The 16,435-nt window shown below is 70.4% G+C and carries 14 protein-coding genes; 12 read left to right on the forward strand and 2 right to left on the reverse strand.

The window, feature by feature from the left end; genetic code table 11:
• Positions 1-52 precede the first annotated feature (52 nt).
• From gspG to AB4850_RS32970, 11 genes are all read left to right on the forward strand, one after another.
• Positions 53-514 (forward strand): type II secretion system major pseudopilin GspG, encoded by a 462-nt coding sequence (gene gspG, locus AB4850_RS32920; RefSeq protein ID WP_414443567.1) that lies wholly within the window; start codon positions 53-55, stop codon positions 512-514.
• A gap of 142 nt (positions 515-656) precedes the next feature.
• The gene (locus AB4850_RS32925) at positions 657-1,844 is read left to right on the forward strand and encodes a type II secretion system F family protein (RefSeq protein WP_414443568.1); all 1,188 of its coding nucleotides are present in this window, start codon (positions 657-659) and stop codon (positions 1,842-1,844) included.
• Positions 1,841-3,556 carry a GspE/PulE family protein gene (locus AB4850_RS32930; protein WP_414443569.1) on the forward strand — a complete coding sequence of 572 codons (1,716 nt, stop codon included), beginning with the start codon at positions 1,841-1,843 and terminating at the stop codon, positions 3,554-3,556. Before AB4850_RS32925 ends, AB4850_RS32930 begins: the two co-directional genes overlap by 4 nt.
• Complete coding sequence (locus AB4850_RS32935) at positions 3,549-4,433, forward strand: hypothetical protein (protein WP_414443570.1); 885 nt, start codon at positions 3,549-3,551, stop codon at positions 4,431-4,433. The genes AB4850_RS32930 and AB4850_RS32935 overlap by 8 nt, the downstream gene beginning before the upstream one ends.
• A complete protein-coding gene (locus AB4850_RS32940) occupies positions 4,430-4,981 on the forward strand; it encodes a PilN domain-containing protein (protein ID WP_414443571.1) in 552 nt (183 codons plus the stop codon). Before AB4850_RS32935 ends, AB4850_RS32940 begins: the two co-directional genes overlap by 4 nt.
• On the forward strand, positions 4,978-6,777 hold the full coding sequence (locus tag AB4850_RS32945) for a hypothetical protein (RefSeq protein WP_414443572.1): 1,800 nt from the start codon (positions 4,978-4,980) through the stop codon (positions 6,775-6,777). Before AB4850_RS32940 ends, AB4850_RS32945 begins: the two co-directional genes overlap by 4 nt.
• Positions 6,774-7,313 (forward strand): hypothetical protein, encoded by a 540-nt coding sequence (locus AB4850_RS32950; RefSeq protein WP_414443573.1) that lies wholly within the window; start codon positions 6,774-6,776, stop codon positions 7,311-7,313. The genes AB4850_RS32945 and AB4850_RS32950 overlap by 4 nt, the downstream gene beginning before the upstream one ends.
• 25 nt (positions 7,314-7,338) lie before the next feature.
• Positions 7,339-9,876, forward strand: a complete 2,538-nt coding sequence (locus AB4850_RS32955) for a secretin N-terminal domain-containing protein (RefSeq protein ID WP_414443574.1) — start codon at positions 7,339-7,341, stop codon at positions 9,874-9,876.
• Between the two features lie 344 nt (positions 9,877-10,220).
• Entirely contained in the window at positions 10,221-10,709 is a 489-nt protein-coding gene (locus tag AB4850_RS32960) for a type II secretion system protein (protein WP_414445683.1), read from the forward strand.
• Between the two features lie 5 nt (positions 10,710-10,714).
• Positions 10,715-11,122: a type II secretion system protein gene (locus AB4850_RS32965; RefSeq protein ID WP_414443575.1), complete on the forward strand. Its 408-nt coding sequence runs from the start codon at positions 10,715-10,717 to the stop codon at positions 11,120-11,122.
• Positions 11,119-12,144 (forward strand): hypothetical protein, encoded by a 1,026-nt coding sequence (locus AB4850_RS32970; protein WP_414443576.1) that lies wholly within the window; start codon positions 11,119-11,121, stop codon positions 12,142-12,144. The genes AB4850_RS32965 and AB4850_RS32970 overlap by 4 nt, the downstream gene beginning before the upstream one ends.
• A gap of 49 nt (positions 12,145-12,193) precedes the next feature.
• Here the strand turns inward: AB4850_RS32970 and AB4850_RS32975 are convergent, their stop codons facing one another.
• Positions 12,194-13,630 carry a class I SAM-dependent methyltransferase gene (locus tag AB4850_RS32975; RefSeq protein WP_414443577.1) on the reverse strand — a complete coding sequence of 479 codons (1,437 nt, stop codon included), beginning with the start codon at positions 13,628-13,630 and terminating at the stop codon, positions 12,194-12,196.
• Positions 13,631-13,849: 219 nt separating this feature from the next.
• Here AB4850_RS32975 and AB4850_RS32980 point away from each other — a divergent pair, with 219 nt between their 5' ends.
• Complete coding sequence (locus AB4850_RS32980; protein ID WP_414443578.1) at positions 13,850-15,628, forward strand: acid phosphatase; 1,779 nt, start codon at positions 13,850-13,852, stop codon at positions 15,626-15,628.
• Positions 15,629-15,800: 172 nt separating this feature from the next.
• Here AB4850_RS32980 and AB4850_RS32985 read toward each other — a convergent pair whose 3' ends face one another.
• A complete protein-coding gene (locus AB4850_RS32985) occupies positions 15,801-16,424 on the reverse strand; it encodes a LysE family translocator (protein ID WP_414443579.1) in 624 nt (207 codons plus the stop codon).
• Positions 16,425-16,435: the final 11 nt, after the last annotated feature.

Raw genomic sequence — 16,435 nt, forward strand, 5'->3', positions numbered from 1 at the left:
GGCGGGCGCGCCCAAGCGGCGCGCCCGCGTTTTTCCCGATGGGTGATCGAAGATGAACGGGACGACTGTCCGAACCGCCGGCGCACACCGGCTCGCGCACACGCCGCGCCGTCATACGCGCGGCTTCACGCTGCTCGAACTGCTGGTGGTGCTGGTGATCATCGGCATGCTGGCGGCGATCGTCGGGCCGCGCTATTTCGCGCAGCTCGGCAAGTCGCAGGTGACGGTGGCGCGCGCGCAGATCGACGTGCTGACCAAGGCGATCGACAACTACCGGATCGACGTGGGGCGTTTCCCGACCACCGAGGAAGGCTTGCAGTCGCTGGTGGTCAAGCCGGCCGGCGCGGACAAGTGGAACGGCCCGTACTTGAAGAAGGACGTGCCGCTCGATCCTTGGGGTCATCCGTACGTTTATCAGGTGCCCGGCACCAAGGGCGATTACGCGGTGATCTCGTACGGCCGCGACGGGCAACCGGGCGGCTCGGGCGAGGACGCCGATCTCAGCAGCGAGTGACATCGCCGCGCCATGCATCGGGTTCGCGCAAGCGGACCCGGCATGGCGGTGCGCCCGGGCCGTTCCTGCCACGCAGGATGGACCACGGACGCACCGCCATGCCACGGCAGACGCTCGGCTCAGCAAAGGAACACGCGGCATCATGCAATTCGAAGTCAGAGCGCTTTCGCCGGATAACCGGATCACGGCCTTGGTCGTCGACGCCCAGGACGAGGCCGGCGCGCGCGCGCACGTCGAGGCGCGCGGCCTGCACGCCATGCGCGTCGCGCCGGTGCGCACGCTGCGCGGGCCGGCGGCCGTGCGCGGGCGGATCTCGCTGGTGCTGTTCAGCCAGGAGCTGCTGGCGCTGCTGAAGGCTGGCCTGTCGATCGTCGAGGGGCTGGAGGCGCTGCTCGAACGCGAGGCCGGCGCGCGCCTGCGCGGCGTGCTGCAGCGGATCCTGGCGGGCCTGCGCGAGGGCAAGCGCTTCTCGGCCCTGCTCGGCGAGCAGCCCGACGTGTTCCCGCCGCTCTACGTCGGCATCGTGCGCGCGGCCGAAGGCACCAGCGACCTGCCGCGCGCGCTGGCGCGCTATGTGGATTATCAGGCGCGCATCGACACGGTGCGCAACAAGCTCGTCAGTTCGGCGATCTATCCGTGCATCCTGCTGGTGGTGGGCGGCGGCGTGTCGACGTTCCTGATCACCTATGTGGTGCCGCGCTTCGCGACCATCTACGAAGGCACCGGCCGCGCGCTGCCGTGGATGTCGCAGATGCTGCTCGACTGGGGCCGTTTCGCGTCGGCGCATGGCCCGACGCTGGTGCTGGCGGCCGGCGGCACGGCGGCGGCGCTGTTCTTCGGGGTGCGTGCGGTGGTGGCGCGCATCGGCCTGGTCACGCTGCTCGGGCGGATTCCGCTGCTCGGCCCGCACCTGCGCATCTACCAGCTTTCGCGTTTGTACCTGACGCTCGGCATGCTGCTCGAAGGCGGCATCCCGGTGGTCACGGCGATGCAGACGGCCAGCGGCACCGTGTCGCCGTCGATGCGCGAGGCGCTGCAACTGGCGCGCACGGCGGTGCAATCGGGCGAATCGCTGTCGGTCGCGTTCCAGGCGCAGCGGCTGACCACGCCGATCTCGCTGCGCATGCTGCGGGTAGGCGAGCGCTCGGGCGAACTCGGCGCGATGCTGACCCAGTCGGCCGCGTTCTACGACGGCGAGATCACCCGCTGGATCGACCGCTTCACGCGCATGTTCGAGCCGCTGCTGATGTCGGCGATCGGCGTGGTGGTCGGCACCATCGTCGTGCTGCTGTACATGCCCATCTTCGATCTGGCGGGGAGCCTGTCATGACGACCCTCGACGCGCCGGTGGCGCGCTTCGACGCCGAGCAGCTGATGCACGCGCGCACGGCCGCCGCAGCTACCCGGCGGCATCTGGTGGACGAGTTGCAGGCGCTGACCGGCGCCGAGCCGATCGAGCTGCTGCGCGCGCTCGCCGCGCAGACGGCGATGACCGTGATCGAGACGGCCGGCATGCTGGCGCTCGCACCGGCGTTCGACCGCGTGCCGCTGTCGCTCGCGATGCAGCGTAGCTGCGCGCTGCTGCGCGAGAAGGCCGACGCCGGCGAACCGGGTGCCCCGGGCGGCGCGCTGATCGGCGTGGTCACCAGCCCGTTCGATCTCGATTTGCAGACCTGGCTCGACGCGCAGGCGGGCGGCGGGCTCGAGATGCGGCTCGCGCTGCCGGGCGACCTGCTCGCCTATCACGCGCGCCTGGAGGAATCGGCGCGCGCGGTGGACAACCTCGTGGGCGCCGCCGACGGCAGCCAGGCCGATGGCCGCACCACCCAGGTGCTGTCGTTCCAGAGCGTCAGCGAGGCGGCCAGCCCGGCCGTCAAGCTCGTCAATTCGACGCTGTACGACGCGCTGAAGGCCGGCGCGTCCGACGTCCACCTCGAAAGCACGGCCACCGGGCTCGCGCTCAAGTACCGCGTGGACGGCGTGCTCGACGCGGCCGCCACGATCCAGGGCGTGGAGACCGCCGAGCAGGTGATCTCGCGCCTGAAGGTGCTGGCCGAACTCGACATCGCCGAGCGGCGCGTGCCGCAGGACGGCAGCTTCCGGGTGGCGGCGGGCGGGCGCGACATCGACCTGCGCGTGTCGATCATGCCGAGCATCCACGGCGAGGACGCCGTGATCCGGATTCTCGACAAGCGCGCCATGATCGAGGCCTACGGCGCGCTGACGCTGGAGGCGCTCGGCTACGACGCCGATTCGCTGGTCGCGCTGCGCGCGCTGGCCGAGGAGCCGTACGGCATGCTGCTGGTGACCGGCCCGACCGGCTCGGGCAAGACCACCACGCTGTACGCCGCGCTGACCGAGATCCACAACGGCCGCGACAAGATCATCACGATCGAGGATCCGGTCGAATATCAACTGCCCGGCATCCTGCAGATTCCCGTCAACGAGAAGAAGGGGCTGACGTTCGCGCGCGGGCTGCGCTCGATCCTGCGTCACGACCCCGACAAGATCATGGTGGGCGAGATCCGCGATCGCGAAACGGCCGAGATCGCCGTGCAATCCGCGCTGACCGGCCACCTCGTGCTGACCACCGTGCACGCCAACAACGTGTTCGACGTGTTCGGCCGCTTCGGCCACATGGGCATCGATCCGTATGCGTTCGTGTCGGCGCTCAACGGCATCTGGGCGCAGCGCCTGCTGCGCGTGAACTGCCCGCGCTGCGCCGTGCCGTATCAGCCGAGCGACGCCGAGCTGGCGAGGCTCGGCCTGACGCGCGAGGCCACCGCCGGCTACGACTTCCGCCAGGGCACCGGCTGCGGCGATTGTCGCGGCACCGGCTATCGCGGCCGGCGCGCGATCGCCGAGATCCTGATCCTCGACGACGAGATCCGCGATCTGGTGGTCGAGAAGCAGCCGATCCGCGTGATCAAGGAAGCGGCGCGCCGCAACGGCACGCGGCAATTGCGCGAGGTCGCGCTCGGCTTGGTGAAGCGCGGCGAAACCACGCTGGCCGAAGTGAAACGGGTGACCCTCAATGCTTGATCGCTGGCTGAAGCGGCTCGCGCCGCGCGGGGAATGCCGCCTCACGGTGTCGCGCGAGGCGGTGACGGTGCGCCGCACGGGCGCGTCGCGTCATGCGGCGGCGCAGTTCGTCGAGCGGCCGCTGATGGGCGCCGGCTTTGCCGGCGACGCCGCGCCCGGTGCGCTGGCCGCGGCATTGGCCGCTGCGATCGACGAATCGGGCGGGCGCGGGCTGCCCGTGCATGTGTGTTTCGCCGATGCGCTCGCCCGCTATTTCATGGTCACGCCGGCCGAGAACGCGCGCCGCCTGTCGGATTTGCGCGCGGCGGCCGAGGTGCGGTTTCGCATGCTGTATGGCCAGGACCCGGCCGGCTGGCAGATCCAGGCCGACTGGCAGGCCGCCGAGCCGTTTCTCGCCTGCGCGGTGCCGCGCTACTGGGCCGGCGCGCTGCACGAGGCGGTGGCGGCCGGGCGCGGTTGCGTGGTGTCGGCGCAGCCCGAATTCGTGGCGGCCTGGAACGAGACGCGCCGAGAGCTTGGCGCGCACACGTGGCTCGCCACGCGTGGCGAACGCGCGCTGACGCTCGGCCTGATCGCGGCTGCGCCGCGTGCGCGGGTGGTGGCGGTGCGCACGCTCGCCGTGCCCGAGCCGGTGCCGTCGCTCGGCTGGCTGCGCGAGCAGGTGACGCGCGCGGCGCTGCTCGACAATCTGCCTGCACCGTCGGCGCTGGTGCTGCACGGCCCGCGCTGCGAGGTGTGGATGCCGGGCGCAACCGATTTCACCGATCCGGGCCTGGCGGTGCGCTGGGCCGGGGTGGCCGAGCGCGCGAACGCGTTGCCGGCCGGGGCCGTGGCCGAATCGGCCGCGCCGCTTGCCTGGAGCGCACCGACGCAATGAGAAGTCTGTCGATCGATCTCGCGCCGTTCAGCGTACGGCGCGAGTGGCACCGGATTCGGCCGTTCGCGCGCGTGCTCGCGCTGGTCGGCCTGCTGCTGTGCGGCGTGGCCGCGTGGCGTGCGCAGACGCTGCTGGTGCGGCTGCAGGCGCTCGACGCGCAAACCGCGCGCATCGTCGAGCGCAACGACCGGATCGTGCGGGCCGCGCAGCGCGTGAGCCGCGAGCCGCTCGACGCGAAGCAGGCCGCCGCCGTCAACCTGGCCATCGCGCGCCTGAATCTGCCGTGGGACGCGTTGCTCGATGCGATCGAGGCGGCCACGCCCAGCCAGATCGCGCTGATGTCGATCACCCCCGAGCCGGCCGGCGCGCTGCTGCGCATCGAGGCCGAATGCGAGGACCCGCAGGACATGCTCGCTTACCTGGCCGCGCTCGGCCGGCAGCCGATGCTCGGACGCGTGACGCTGACGCGGCACGAGCGCGTGAAGGACGGCATGGATACGGTGCTGCGTTTCCAGATCGAAGTGCAATGGCGCGGGGGCGGCGCATGACGATCTCGTTGCCCGTGCGCAGCCTGCTGCGGCTGCGTCTGGCCTTGACGCGTTTCGGCGCGGGGCCGCTGGTGGCCGGCGCCGCGCTGCTCGGCGCGGTGCTGTTGTGGCTCGGGCTGCTGCCCGGCATGGCCGCGCAGGTCGACGACGCCACGCGCGCGGCCGCGCGGCTCGCCGCCGCGCCGCCGCCCAAACCCGCGATTCCGCCTGCGGCGCTGGCGGCCGACCGGCTGGCCGGTTTCTATCGCGGGCTCGGCGATTCGACGCATACCGGCGAGATCGTCCAGCATCTGTTCGAGGCTGCTGCTGCGGCCGGCGTGACGCTCGACAAGGCCGAATACAAGCCGGGGCACGACGGCTTCGGCCGCTTCGATACCTACACCGTCGTGTTGCCGGTGAAGGGCGATTACGCGCGGCTGCGGCGATTCGGCGAGACGGTGCTGGCGGCCGTGCCGTACGCCGCGCTCGACGACATGCGCTTCAAGCGCAGCTCGGCCGAGGATGCCGGCGTGGAGGCCAACCTGCGCTTCACGGCGTTCTTGCGGCCGGTGGCGATCGCGCCGTTGAGCGCGTCGGAGGCGGCGGCGATCGAGGCGGGGGCGGCGGCAGCCGACGGTGCTTCGGCGGTTGCGGGGGCTTCGTCGGCTTCGGTGGTTTCGGCGGTTTCGGTGGTTTCCGGGGCGTCGGCTGTCGATACGACCGGGCGTGTGCTGGCCTCGGGCGACGGCTTCGTGCCATTGCCGGTGTCGGATGCGGCTGTGGGGGCAGTGGGGCATCCGGCGACGGTCGTGTCGGTCAACGCGCAACCGCGTGCCGATGCCGCGTTGGCGAAGGGGCCGGTGACGTTGCCGGGGCTGGCGGTGATTCGGCCGGTGGAGACGCGTTCGGCGCAGGCGAAGGGAGCAGGAACGGTTGCGCCGGTGGCGCGTGCTGTCGAGGCTCGCGATGCAGCGGCGCAGTCGCCGGAGGTGCGTGCGGGTGGGGCGCATGAAGGGAAGACATCGTTGCCGGTTGCGGGTGCTGTCGAGGCGCATGAAGGCAAGATGCCGTCGCCGGTTGCGCGTGCGGCTGAAACGCATGAAGGCAAGACCTCGTCACCGGTGGCGCGTGCCGTCGAAACGCGCGAGCCAAAACCGGTGTCACCGGCTGTACGTTCGGCCGCCACGCGCGAAGCAGAAATCGCATCGCCGGTCGCACGCGCCAACGCAACGCATGAGGCAAAGCTCCCGTCGCCGGATACGCATTCGGCAGCAACATCCGAAGCCCGCACCGCCAATGCGGCGAACGCGCCCGGTGCGGCTGGCGTAGCGATGCCGGTCGCGGTGCCGCCACTGGCCGCTACGGCCAGGCACGATGCGACGCGACTGCCCGCATCGGCACCGGCCGCGCTCGTCCGCTCGGCGGTTCCATCGACAGAACCGGCAGCCCCCCATCCCGCCTTGGGCGGCTCGGCCCGCATGGCGAACCTCGCTGCGCAAGCCGCCGTGGTTCGCCTGTACGCGCCGACGCCTGCATCGTCCGGCGCGGCTCGCTCGTTCGCGCCGACGCCCGCATCGTCCGGCGCGGCCCACCCGACCGCCGCATCGTCCACATCGCCAGCATCATCGTCATCCGCGAACGCCGTGCACGTCATCGATCTGCACGCCCAATCCGGCGGGTCCACGCGCACTTTCGCAAGCGGCGCGGTAGTCACGCCGGCCGCGCTCGCGGCAGCCGCCGCCGCGTCGGCTTCCGATCCCGCCTCGGTCTCCGATCCCGTCGATACCACCGCCTCCCCCCCAGGAGGCACGCCATGAAAAAGCCGCAACCGAAGCACATCGCGATGGCCGTGGCGTTCGTCGCGTGCGCGCTGGTGCTGGTGTTCACGCACCACGATGCCGACGACGGCCTGGTCGAAGCCGCCCCGCACGCGGCTCGGCCCGGCGGTGCGTCCGACACCGCGCCGGCCACCGCGCGCGCCGCCGACCCGCGCGCGCCGGGCGCCGTCGAGATCGCCGCGATCCGTCCGCGCACCGTGCGCGGCGATGCCGGCGCGCATGCACTGTTCGGCACCGTGATGCTGGCCCCGCCGCTGCCGTCGGCCGCGCCGGCGCAGGCCGATATCCCGCCGCTGCCGAACACGCCGGCGATGCCGTTCGCGTATCTCGGCAAACAGAAATCGGCCGGACATTGGGAGGTGTATCTCGCGCGCGGCGACGACACGCTGATCGTGCACGACCAGATGGTCATCGACGGCGCCTACAAGATCGATTCGATCACGCCGCCCACCATGACGCTTGTCTATCTGCCCCAGAAACTAGTTCAGACGATGGATATCGGCAGTGCCGACTGATCCGCGCGCCATGAGGAACGAACCGTTGCGCAAGCTTTCTTCGAATCGAATCCGCCCGCGCGCGCCGCACGCCGTCGCGATCGCGCTGCGGCGCGGCGTGCTGGTGGTCGCGCTGTCGGTCCTGCTCGGTGCGTGTGCCGCCCAGCAGGCCTTTCACGACGGTCAGAAGCTGACCGCGTCCGGCAAGGTGGACGCCGGCATCGCCAAGTACAAGGAAGCGTCCAAGGCCGAGCCCGAGGACGCCGAATACCGCAAGACCTGGCTGGCCGAGCGCGAGAAGGCCGTCGACGATCTGGTGGCGGCCGGCGACCGGCTCGCGGCGGCCGGCTCGCGCGAGGACGCGCGCAAGTCGTACCAGCACGCGCTGGCGCTGAACGCCGGCAACGAGCGCGCGGCGGACGGCATCGCGCGGCTCGACGCCGACGCGCGCCTCAACATCGCGTTGAGCCGCGCCGAGGCGCTGTTCCTGCGTCACCAGCCCGACGACGCGCGCCGCTTGCTCGATGCGGTGCTGAGCGAGGCGCCCACCAACCCGCGTGCGCTCGACCTGCAACGCCGGCTGGCCGGCGAAACCGGCTCGGCGCGCGTCGAGGCCGCGCTTGCGGCGGCCTATCGCAAGCCGATCCAGATCGACTTCCGCGATGCGCCGCTCAAGCAGATCTTCGACGTGATCTCGCACAGCTCGGGCATGAACTTCCTGTTCGACCGCGACGTGAAGACCGACCAGCGCACCACCATCTTCCTGAAGAACAGCACGATCGACGCGACCGTGCGCTACGTGCTGGCCACCAACGGCCTCGCGCAGCAGGTGCTCGACGAGAACACCGTGCTGATCTATCCGAACACGGCGGCCAAGATCAAGGATTACCAGGAGCTGGCGGTCCGCACGTTCTTCCTGTCGAACACCGAGGCGAAGACCATCGCCAACACGCTGAAGACGATCCTGAAGATCCACGACGTGGTGGCCGACGAGAAGCTCAACATGGTGATCGTGCGCGACACGCCCGACGCGATCCGCATGGCCGAACGGCTGGTGTCGCTGGAGGACGTGCCCGAGCCGGAAGTGATGCTCGAAGTGGAGGTGCTCGAAGTCCAGCACAACAACGAGCTGAACCTCGGCGTGGCCTGGCCCGGCTCGGTGAACGTCACGCCGCTGCCGCTCGGCAGCGTGATCGCGCCGGTCACGGGGCAGACCTCCACCACCACCACGGCGCTGAACCCGTTCGGCATCGGCAGCAGCGTGGTGGGCAGCGGTTCCGGCGTCAATTCGCCGGCACTGACCATGAACGACCTGCTGCACCAGACGGTGCGCACGCTCGGCCTGTCGTCGCTGCAGGCCACCGCCAACGCGAACGTGCAGGACTCCACCGTCAAGCTGCTGACCAACCCGCGCATTCGCGTGCGCAACCACGAGAAGGCCAAGATCCTGATCGGCGAGCGCGTGCCGAACTTCACGTCGACGGCGACCTCCACCGGCTTCCTGTCGTCGTCGGTCAACTATCTCGACATCGGCCTGACGCTGAACGTCGAGCCGACCGTCTATCTCGACGACACCGTCGGCATCAAGCTCGCGCTGGAGGTCAGCAGCCTCGGCAACTCGATCCAGAGCAGCACCGGCACGTCCGCGTTCCAGATCGGCACGCGCACCGCGAGCACCGTGCTGCAACTGAAGAACGGCGAAACCGACGTGCTCGCCGGCCTGATCGACAACGAAGAGCGCACCTCGGGCAACAAGGTGCCCGGCCTCGGCCAGTTGCCGATCCTCGGGCGGCTGTTCGGCGCGACCGACGATCAGGCCAAGAACACCGAGATCGTGCTGGCGATTACCCCGCACCTGATCCGCAACATCCGCCGCCCCGATGCCGACCTGGCGTATTTCACGTCGGGCACCGAAACGAATCTGCGCAGTATGATCCAGTCGAACGGGCTGGCGCAGCCGGCGGTCAGTTCGGGCGGCGCGGCGGCAGGCGCTGCGGCTTCGCGCTTCGGCGCGGGCGGTGCGGGCAACACCGGGGCATCGGCCGGCGCGGCCGGAGCGGGCAGCGCCTACGGCGCGAGCGCGGGCAGCAGCGGCTACGGCGGCGGCTATGGCACGGGGGCGCTGGGCGACGGGCTGGCCGCACCCGGCGTCGGGCCGACGGTCGGCACCGCGCAGATGACGGTGGACGGGCCGCCGCTCGTCAAGACCGGCGATTCGGTCACCGTGTCGCTGACGCTGTCGGCCGATCAGCCGGTGGCGAGCGCGTCGACGACGGTGGGCTTCGACGCCGCCAAGCTGCAGTTCGTCGGCGTCAGCGAGGGCGATTTCATGAAGCAGGGCGGCACGCCGACCACCTTCTCCAGCCGCGTGGGCACGGGCCAGGTGCAATTGTCGGACGCCGTGCAGGGCGGCTTGGGCGCGGCCTCGACCGGCACCTACGCGGTGCTGACGTTCAAGGCGCTCGCACCGGTCTCGCAGACCTCGATCAAGGTCCAGCCCGGCGCGTTCGTGGGCCTGACCGGCGGGCCGATCACGCTGGCCACGCCGTCGGCCTACACGCTCGGCATCGATCCGAGGCCATGATGGGGGCTGTGACTTTGCGGTTGGTCGGGTCTTGGCTGTGGCGGCTGGTTTTGTCGCAGGCGCGGCCTTCGTCGCAGCGGCAGGCTTTGTTGCCGGCGTGGCCTTGGCCGCAGTCGCGGGCGTCATCGCAGTTGCAGCCTTCGTCGCAGCGGCAGGCGTTTTCGCCGGCGCGGCCTTCGTCGCAGCGGCAGGCTCTGTCGCAGGCGCAGGCTTCACCACAGCGGCAGGCCCCGTCGCAGTCGCTGCCCTCATCGCAGTCGCCGTTGCCGGCGCGGCTTTCGCAGCCACCGCGCATGTCCCGCTGGTTCGCGACGGCGCGCCGCGCGCACGGCGAGTGCGCAGCCATGCGCCGGTCCACCACGCGCCGGGCCGCCGGCTTCACGCTGATCGAGTTGCTCGTCACGCTGGCCATCCTCGGCGTGCTGGCCAGCATGACCGTGCCGGTCGCGCAGGTGATGCGCCAGCGCGAGCGCGAGCAGGAACTGCGCGACGCGCTCCATCAGATCCGCACCGCGCTCGACGCCTACAAGACGGCCGGCAAGGACGGCCGGATTCCCGTCGAGAGCGGCAGCTCGGGCTATCCGGCGAAGCTGTCGGTGCTGGTGGAGGGCGTGAAGGACCAGACCGATCTCAAGGGCCGCAAGCTCTATTTCCTGCGCCGCCTGCCGCGCGATCCGATGAACCGCGATGCCGCGCTCGACGCCGCCGACACCTGGGGCAAGCGCGCCTATTCGAGCGAACCCGACGATCCTCAGGAAGGCGACGACGTCTACGACGTCTATTCGCTGTCCAAGGGCGTCGGCCTGAACGGCATTCCCTACCGCAATTGGTGACGGCGATGACACTTCCTCCGATCGGCCGCGCGGGTGCGCCGCGCCGCCGCCGCGGTTTCACGCTGATCGAGCTGCTGCTGGTGCTGTCGATCATCGCGCTGATGCTGACGATCGCGCTGCCGCAGTATTTCCATTCGATCGATTCGTCGAAGGAGAAGATCCTCGCCGAGAACCTGCACGCGACGCGCGACGCGATCGATGCGTTCTACGGCGACGCGGGGCGCTACCCGGATTCGCTGCAGGAACTCGTCGACAAGCACTACCTGCGCGCGCTGCCGTTCGATCCGGTGGCCGACAGCGCGACCACCTGGCAGATCATCGCGCCCGAGGAGCAGTTCCCGGGCAAAGTCTACGACCTCAAGAGCGGCGCGCAGGGCGCCACGCAGGACGGGCGGCCGTTCGATTCGTTATGACGGCGACCGGACGCCGCCGCGCACTCTCCCGCATTCGCCGCCGCGTTCCATGCGCCGGGCAGCGCGGCTTTGCGTTTATCGCGTTGCTGATCGGCATCGCGATCATCGCCGTGGCGGCTGCCGCCACGATCCAGATCGGCGCGCTGTATCAGCGGCGCATGGCCGAACGCGCGCTGCTCGACGTCGGCGACGCGTTCCAGCGCGCGCTGCTCAGTTACGCCGACAGCACGCCGGCCGGCCTGCCGCGCGCGCCGAGCACGCTGGAGGATCTGCTGCACGACCCGCGCTTTCCGAACCCCACGCGGCACCTGCGCCGCATCTACGCCGATCCGCTGACGGGCAAGGCCGACTGGGTGCTGATCCGCTCGCCGGACGGGCAGGGCATCGTCGGCATCCACAGCGCGTCGCGCGCGCGGCCGATCCAGATCAAGCAGTTTCCGAAGGAGTTCGCCGGCTTCGAGAATCAGCGCCGCTATACGCGGTGGGTGTTCGTCGCGAATTCGCCGGAACGGGCGAACCTGCCGGCCGGCACGTTGGGCGGGGCGGTGGGGCCGGGAGGCGGGGCCGTGCCGGTGCCGGTTGGCGGAGGCGTGACGGTGAACGGGCAGCCCGCGTCGAGCCTGGTGGGGAAGGACGCGGACGATCCGTTCGGCGACGACGATGGCGGTATCGCCAACGGTGCGGGATTTGCGGGCGGCGGCGGGTTCTCGAACGGCAGTGGGTTTTCTGGCGGCGGCGGGTTCTCGAACGATGGCGGTTTTTCTGGCGGCGGCGGGTTTTCGAGCAACGGCGGTTTTTCTGGCGGCAGTGGCTTTTCCAACAACGGTGGTTTTTCGAGCGGCAGCGGATTTTCGAGCAGCGGTGGTTTTTCGAGCGGCAGCGGGTTTTCGAGCAACAGTGGCTTTTCGAGCGGCAGCGGCTTTTCGAGCAACGGCGGTTTTTCCAACGGCAGCAGCATGTCCGGCGAAAGCGGCTCCGTGAATGGCGGATTTTCGTCCGGCGACGGTTCGGTCGGCCGCTGATTGCTCAAACGCCGCTCACTCACCTCTTCAGCCGCCGATCACTCGTTCTTCACCCGCCGCTCACCACCCCCAACCTCGCCAATCGATCCGGCCGCGCCACCGCTTCTCCGGCCAGCCAGGCTCGCGCCTGCTTCGCCTCATCGACACCCGCCGCCACCCCGCCGCCCAGCGCCGCGCTCGGCACGAACACCGGCGTTTCGCCGTCGCGCCATGCCGAGGCCGACGCCAGCGCCTCGATCGCCACCGGGCTCGCCGCGCGCCGCGCCCCCGCGTCATCGGCTCCACCGGCCCGCGCGAACGGCGTCAACGCACCGCCCGCCACCATGAACAGCAGGTTCTGCCGCAACTCGCCCGCATTTCGCGTGGCCCCGCCGCCGAGCCGCGCGACGATCTGCCCGATCGGCATCGCGCCGTGCGCCATCAGCGCCCGCAGATCCTCGACGAAATCGGGCTGAAAACTCAGCGCCCCGCGCGGAATCGTCACGCGCGCCTCGATCCGCGCCGGATCGCCGACGCAGCCCACCGGCAACGCATCGAGTTGCCGCAGCGCGTCGCCGGGCGCCTGCGCGGTGCGCGCGCCGCGCACGAACACGTCGCGCCGGAAGCGCCGGTTGACCGCGAAATCCTCGGCCAGATGGCGCAGCCGCGCGTTAGGCAGCGCGCCGATCGCGTCGGCGGCCGGGCGGTCCATCAGCAGCATCGGGTAGTTGTCGGCGAGCGTCGCGCTGCCCGCGTAGGCCAGGCCCGCCGTCGCGAACTCGTCGGCCACGTCGACCGAGTAGTGCACCTGCCAGCTCCGGTTCAGGAATTCGTGCGCGAGGTAATCGTGCGGATCGTTCGCGAGCGCGGCCAGCGCCTCGGCGGCCGACGGGTTGTCGCGGAAGTAGCGCAGCGCGGGCTGGCCGAGCCGCTGCAGGTCGACCACGGCGCGGCCGGTGCGCGCGGCGGTGTCGCCGTCGGCGGCCTGCGCGAGTTCCAGCATCAGCTTGCGCAGCGGCGCCTCGGCGGCCCAGCCGGGCTGGCAGTTGTAGCTCAGATACACGCGCCCGTTCTCCGCCAGATGCCGCGCCACCAGTTGCCGCACCGTCTCGCGCACGTCGGCGCCGACCCAGCTGTACACGCCATGCATCGCGATGAAGTCGAACGGCGGCAGCCCCGCATCGAGCAGCGCCGCGAAGCTCGTCTCGTGGAACACCAGGTTGTGGACCCCGAGCCGCTCGGCGCGGCGGCGCGCCATCTCGATATGGGCCGGATTGATGTCGCAGACGTGGAATTCGGCGTGCGGGAACGCGGCGGCGTGGATCGTGCTGGCGTAGGCGAAGCCGCAGCCGAGATCGAGGTAGCGGAACGGGCGATCCAGCGGGACCGGGCGAAAGCCGCCCGGCACGCTCGCGTAATTGAGCCAGGCGGGCGACAGCTCGCGGTGAAAACGGTCAGGAAACGTGATGTCGCTGACGTAGCCGGAATAGGGATCGGATGCGTGCATGAGTCTCGTCGACACGGCGCGGAAGGGCCGCGGTGGCGGCTGGCCGCGCGAGCTTACCACGCAGGCTGCGCGCCGAATTCGTTTCGCCGTTGCCGACGCGGCGGCCGTCCGGCGTTACTATCGCCGGGCTGTGCCGTGTCATGATGCCGCATGTCGGCGGGCAGACGATGCGTAGGGCGAAGCCGTCCCCGCCCCGAATCCGACGAGGAGGATGACGACGTGACCGATCCGAAAACGAACCCCGGCCGCAAGCCGGCCGACCCCGCTGCTGCCGATGACGGTGGCCGCGAAGCCAACGCCGCCGCGAACTCGGCCAACTCGGCCCACCGCCCCGCCGGCACGCCCGACCCCGACCGCCGCCGCGCGCTCGGCGGTATCGCCGCGTTCGGCGCGAGCCTCGCGCTGGCCGGCTGCACGACGCGTTCGCAAGACAGCGCCGCCGCCGCGCCCGCGCCGCGCACCGAGGCCGAACTGCGCGTGGACAGCGCGCTGCGCGAACAGGTGCGCCACATCGTGGTGATCTACGCCGAGAACCGCAGCTTCGCGAACCTGTACGGCGATTTCCCCGGCGTCGAGACGCCGCTGTCGTCGGTCGCGGCGGCGCGCGCCACCCAGCTCGACCGCGACGGCAAGACGCCGATGCCCACGCTGCCCGCGATCTGGGGCGGGCTGGTGCCGCAGGCGCAGGAGGTGAACGGCACGCGCTACATGATCGCCGAGCGCGACATTCAGGGCCTGAAGAACGCGCCGTTCCGGATTCCCGACGCGCACGGCAAGCCGCTGCCGAACGGCGTGATCACGCGCGACCTCTGGCACCGCTTCTATCAGAACCAGATGCAGATCAACGCGGGCAGGAACAACCAGTTCGCGGCCTGGGCCGATTCGGGCGGCCTCGTGATGGGGCATTACCGCAATTCGGCCGACACGCTGAAGCTCTGGCAGCTCGCGCGCGACTACACCCTGTGCGACAACTTCTTCATGGCGGCGTTCGGCGGCTCCTGGCTGAACCACATGTTCCTGATTTCGGCGCAGGCGCCGTTCTATCCCGACATCGCCACCAGCCCGGCCAAGCATCTGGCCTCGGTGGTGGAGGGCGACGATCCCACCGGCACGCGCCTGAAGCAGGCTGGCGATTCGCCGGCCTCGGCGCTCGACGGCCCGCCGAAGTTCGTCAACGACGGGCTGTTCACGCCCGACGGCTACGCGGTCAACACGATGGCGCCGCCGTATCAGCCGAGCAACGTGCGCCCGCCGGAAGACGGCAATCCGGCCTATGCCGACCCGTCGAACCCGCGCGTGCTGCCGCCGCAGCGCTACGCGACGATCGGCGATCGTTTGTCGGAGAAGGGTGTCGACTGGGCCTGGTACAGCGGCGCGTGGCAATACGCGATCGATCACCGCGACACGGGCATGGTGCCGGACTTCCAGCATCACCATCAGCCGTTCAACTATTTCGTGAACTACGCGCCCGGCACCGAGGCGCGCCGCCGCCATCTGCGCGATGCGGGCCTCGGCGACGATCCGTCCACCAACCGCCTGCTGGCCGACATCGACGCCGGCAAGCTGCCGGCCGTCACGTTCTACAAGCCGCAGGGCAACCTGAACATGCATGCGGGCTATGCCGACGTCGAGTCGGGCGATCGGCATATCTCGACCGTCATCGACCACATCCGCCGCGGCCCGCAATGGGCCAACACCGTGATCGTGATGACGCACGACGAGAACGGCGGCTGGTGGGACCCGGTCGCGCCGCCGCAGGGCGATCGCTGGGGGCCGGGCTCGCGCATTCCGGCGCTGGTGATTTCGCCGTTCGCCAGGCGTGGCCATGTCGATCACACGCTCTACGACACCAATTCGATCCTGCGTTTCATCAGCCGCGTGCATGGCCTCGCGCCGCTCGACGGCGTGACGCACCGCGACCGCGCGTTCGCCGCGCGCGGGGCCACGCCGCCGGGGGATCTGGTCAATGCGTTGACGATTGGGGACGCGGCCGCGTGATGCGCGGGTGAGCGCATCGCGCTGAAACGCGCGCTGCAACGACAACGGGCAGCCGCGATGGCTGCCCGTTGTCGTTTGAAGCACGGCAAGCCGCGTCGTTCGTTCAGCGATGCGACAGTCGCAACGTCGGCGCGCCCGCTCCGTCTGGCGCACGGCAAGCCGCGCCGTTCGTTCAGTGATGCGACAGCCGCAACGTCAGCGCGCCCGCGCCGATCAGCACCGCGCCGCCGCCGTAACCGAAACGGCGCTGCGCATCCGCGCCGGTCAGCCGCGAGGCCGCGTAGCGCGCGAGCCGCGCATAGCAGGCGGCATTCAGCGCGGCCAGGCAGACGAAGGTCGGCAGCAGCAGCGCGCATTGCGACGCGAAGCTCTGATGCGGCGAGACGAACTGCGGCACGAACGCGACGAAGAACACGATGCTTTTCGGGTTCAGCGCGGTCACCGCATAGGCGGCCAGGAAGCGGCGGCCGGCCGATTTCGGTTCGACCGGCACGCTCTGGCGGCCGGCCGCGCGCGCCTGCAGGATCGAGCGCACGCCGAGATAGATCAGATACGCGCCGCCGGCCAGCTTCAGCACCGTGAACGCGGTCGCGGAGACGGCCAGCAGCGCGCCCGCGCCGGCCAGCGAGACGGCCATCGCGGTGGTGTCGCCGGACGCGACGCCGGCCACCGTGCTCCACGACGAGCGGTTGCGGTTGGCCAGCGAATCGCCGATCACGAGCAGGATGGTCGAGCCGGGGATCAGCAGCAGCAGGATGCTCGCGCCGGCGAACGCGAGCCAGGTTTCGAGGCTCATCGGGAGGTTCC

It is taken from the genome of Burkholderia sp. 22PA0106 (assembly GCF_047497155.1).
Lineage (GTDB): Bacteria > Pseudomonadota > Gammaproteobacteria > Burkholderiales > Burkholderiaceae > Burkholderia.

Excerpts from the sequence above, each read along its gene's own strand:
- gspG (WP_414443567.1), top strand. The coding sequence starts at position 53 with ATGAACGGGACGACTGTCCGAACCGCCGGCGCACACCGGCTCGCGCAC.
- AB4850_RS32925 (WP_414443568.1), top strand. The coding sequence starts at position 657 with ATGCAATTCGAAGTCAGAGCGCTTTCGCCGGATAACCGGATCACGGCC.
- AB4850_RS32930 (WP_414443569.1), top strand. The coding sequence starts at position 1,841 with ATGACGACCCTCGACGCGCCGGTGGCGCGCTTCGACGCCGAGCAGCTG.
- AB4850_RS32935 (WP_414443570.1), top strand. The coding sequence starts at position 3,549 with ATGCTTGATCGCTGGCTGAAGCGGCTCGCGCCGCGCGGGGAATGCCGC.
- AB4850_RS32940 (WP_414443571.1), top strand. The coding sequence starts at position 4,430 with ATGAGAAGTCTGTCGATCGATCTCGCGCCGTTCAGCGTACGGCGCGAG.
- AB4850_RS32945 (WP_414443572.1), top strand. The coding sequence starts at position 4,978 with ATGACGATCTCGTTGCCCGTGCGCAGCCTGCTGCGGCTGCGTCTGGCC.
- AB4850_RS32950 (WP_414443573.1), top strand. The coding sequence starts at position 6,774 with ATGAAAAAGCCGCAACCGAAGCACATCGCGATGGCCGTGGCGTTCGTC.
- AB4850_RS32960 (WP_414445683.1), top strand. The coding sequence starts at position 10,221 with ATGCGCCGGTCCACCACGCGCCGGGCCGCCGGCTTCACGCTGATCGAG.
- AB4850_RS32965 (WP_414443575.1), top strand. The coding sequence starts at position 10,715 with ATGACACTTCCTCCGATCGGCCGCGCGGGTGCGCCGCGCCGCCGCCGC.
- AB4850_RS32970 (WP_414443576.1), top strand. The coding sequence starts at position 11,119 with ATGACGGCGACCGGACGCCGCCGCGCACTCTCCCGCATTCGCCGCCGC.
- AB4850_RS32975 (WP_414443577.1), bottom strand. The coding sequence starts at position 13,630 with ATGCACGCATCCGATCCCTATTCCGGCTACGTCAGCGACATCACGTTT.
- AB4850_RS32985 (WP_414443579.1), bottom strand. The coding sequence starts at position 16,424 with ATGAGCCTCGAAACCTGGCTCGCGTTCGCCGGCGCGAGCATCCTGCTG.